The organism is Bacillus sp. G1(2015b) (assembly GCF_001482475.1).
Lineage (GTDB): Bacteria > Bacillota > Bacilli > Bacillales > Bacillaceae > Bacillus > Bacillus safensis.
The window spans coordinates 1-3033 of the sequence record NZ_LKIC01000020.1 but is presented as its reverse complement, the minus strand read 5'-3'; the positions used below and the strand labels follow the sequence as shown (position 1 = coordinate 3033).

The following is a 3033-nucleotide window of genomic DNA, read 5'->3' as shown; positions in this document are numbered from 1 at the left end:
TGTTCTTTGAAAACTAGATAACAATAAGTAATACATTCACATTGAATGCAATGCAAAGTTCATCACACATAGTGATTCTTTCTAAAGTAAGAAATGGTTAAGTTAGAAAGGGCGCACGGTGGATGCCTTGGCACTAGGAGCCGATGAAGGACGGGACGAACACCGATATGCTTCGGGGAGCTGTAAGCAAGCTTTGATCCGGAGATTTCCGAATGGGGAAACCCACTGCTCGTAATGGAGTAGTATCCATACTTGAATACATAGAGTATGAGAAGGCATACCCGGGGAACTGAAACATCTAAGTACCCGGAGGAAGAGAAAGCAAATGCGATTCCCTGAGTAGCGGCGAGCGAAACGGGAACAGCCCAAACCAAGAGGCTTGCCTCTTGGGGTTGTAGGACACTCTATACGGAGTTACAAAGGAACGATATAAGCGAAGAGGTCTGGAAAGGCCCGCCAAAGAAGGTAACAGCCCTGTAACTGAAATGTTGTTCTCTCCAGAGTGGATCCTGAGTACGGCGGAACACGTGAAATTCCGTCGGAATCCGGGAGGACCATCTCCCAAGGCTAAATACTCCCTAGTGACCGATAGTGAACCAGTACCGTGAGGGAAAGGTGAAAAGCACCCCGGAAGGGGAGTGAAATAGATCCTGAAACCGTGTGCCTACAAGTAGTCAGAGCCCGTTAACGGGTGATGGCGTGCCTTTTGTAGAATGAACCGGCGAGTTACGATCCCGTGCAAGGTTAAGCAGAAGATGCGGAGCCGCAGCGAAAGCGAGTCTGAATAGGGCGCATGAGTACGTGGTCGTAGACCCGAAACCAGGTGATCTACCCATGTCCAGGGTGAAGTTCAGGTAACACTGAATGGAGGCCCGAACCCACGCACGTTGAAAAGTGCGGGGATGAGGTGTGGGTAGGGGTGAAATGCCAATCGAACCTGGAGATAGCTGGTTCTCTCCGAAATAGCTTTAGGGCTAGCCTCAAGGTAAGAGTCTCGGAGGTAGAGCACTGATTGGACTAGGGGCCCCTACCGGGTTACCGAATTCAGTCAAACTCCGAATGCCGATGACTTATCCTTGGGAGTCAGACTGCGAGTGATAAGATCCGTAGTCGAAAGGGAAACAGCCCAGACCGCCAGCTAAGGTCCCAAAGTATACGTTAAGTGGAAAAGGATGTGGAGTTGCTTAGACAACCAGGATGTTGGCTTAGAAGCAGCCACCATTTAAAGAGTGCGTAATAGCTCACTGGTCGAGTGACTCTGCGCCGAAAATGTACCGGGGCTAAACGTATCACCGAAGCTGCGGACTGTTCTTACGAACAGTGGTAGGAGAGCGTTCTAAGGGCTGTGAAGCCAGACCGGAAGGACTGGTGGAGCGCTTAGAAGTGAGAATGCCGGTATGAGTAGCGAAAGACGGGTGAGAATCCCGTCCACCGAATGCCTAAGGTTTCCTGAGGAAGGCTCGTCCGCTCAGGGTTAGTCGGGACCTAAGCCGAGGCCGAAAGGCGTAGGCGATGGACAACAGGTTGATATTCCTGTACCACCTCCTCACCATTTGAGCAATGGGGGGACGCAGGAGGATAGGGTAAGCGCGGTATTGGATATCCGCGTCCAAGCAGTTAGGCTGGGAAATAGGCAAATCCGTTTCCCGTAAAGGCTGAGCTGTGATGGCGAGCGAAATTTAGTAGCGAAGTTCCTGATTCCACACTGCCAAGAAAAGCCTCTAGCGAGGTGAGAGGTGCCCGTACCGCAAACCGACACAGGTAGGCGAGGAGAGAATCCTAAGGTGATCGAGAGAACTCTCGTTAAGGAACTCGGCAAAATGACCCCGTAACTTCGGGAGAAGGGGTGCTTCTTAGGGTGTTAAAGCCCCGAGAAGCCGCAGTGAATAGGCCCAGGCGACTGTTTAGCAAAAACACAGGTCTCTGCGAAGCCGTAAGGCGAAGTATAGGGGCTGACGCCTGCCCGGTGCTGGAAGGTTAAGAGGAGCGCTTAGCGTAAGCGAAGGTGCGAATTGAAGCCCCAGTAAACGGCGGCCGTAACTATAACGGTCCTAAGGTAGCGAAATTCCTTGTCGGGTAAGTTCCGACCCGCACGAAAGGCGCAACGATCTGGGCACTGTCTCAACGAGAGACTCGGTGAAATTATAGTACCTGTGAAGATGCAGGTTACCCGCGACAGGACGGAAAGACCCCGTGGAGCTTTACTGCAGCCTGATATTGAATGTTGGTACAGCTTGTACAGGATAGGTAGGAGCCTTGGAAACCGGAGCGCTAGCTTCGGTGGAGGCATCGGTGGGATACTACCCTGGCTGTATTGACCTTCTAACCCGCTGCCCTTATCGGGCAGGGAGACAGTGTCAGGTGGGCAGTTTGACTGGGGCGGTCGCCTCCTAAAATGTAACGGAGGCGCCCAAAGGTTCCCTCAGAATGGTTGGAAATCATTCGCAGAGTGTAAAGGCACAAGGGAGCTTGACTGCGAGACCTACAAGTCGAGCAGGGACGAAAGTCGGGCTTAGTGATCCGGTGGTTCCGCATGGAAGGGCCATCGCTCAACGGATAAAAGCTACCCCGGGGATAACAGGCTTATCTCCCCCAAGAGTCCACATCGACGGGGAGGTTTGGCACCTCGATGTCGGCTCATCGCATCCTGGGGCTGTAGTCGGTCCCAAGGGTTGGGCTGTTCGCCCATTAAAGCGGTACGCGAGCTGGGTTCAGAACGTCGTGAGACAGTTCGGTCCCTATCCGTCGCGGGCGCAGGAAATTTGAGAGGAGCTGTCCTTAGTACGAGAGGACCGGGATGGACGCACCGCTGGTGTACCAGTTGTTCTGCCAAGGGCATCGCTGGGTAGCTATGTGCGGACGGGATAAGTGCTGAAAGCATCTAAGCATGAAGCCCCCCTCAAGATGAGATTTCCCATTCCGCAAGGAAGTAAGATCCCTGAAAGATGATCAGGTTGATAGGTCTGAGGTGGAAGCGTGGTGACACGTGGAGCTGACAGATACTAATAGATCGAGGACTTAACCTATATTCTA

Annotated in this window: 1 rRNA gene; it reads left to right on the top strand. The window is 52.6% G+C overall.

From position 1 onward, the window contains the following. Positions 1-95 precede the first annotated feature (95 nt). Positions 96-3026: ribosomal RNA gene (locus AMR95_RS10595) — 23S ribosomal RNA — on the top strand. Positions 3027-3033: the final 7 nt, after the last annotated feature.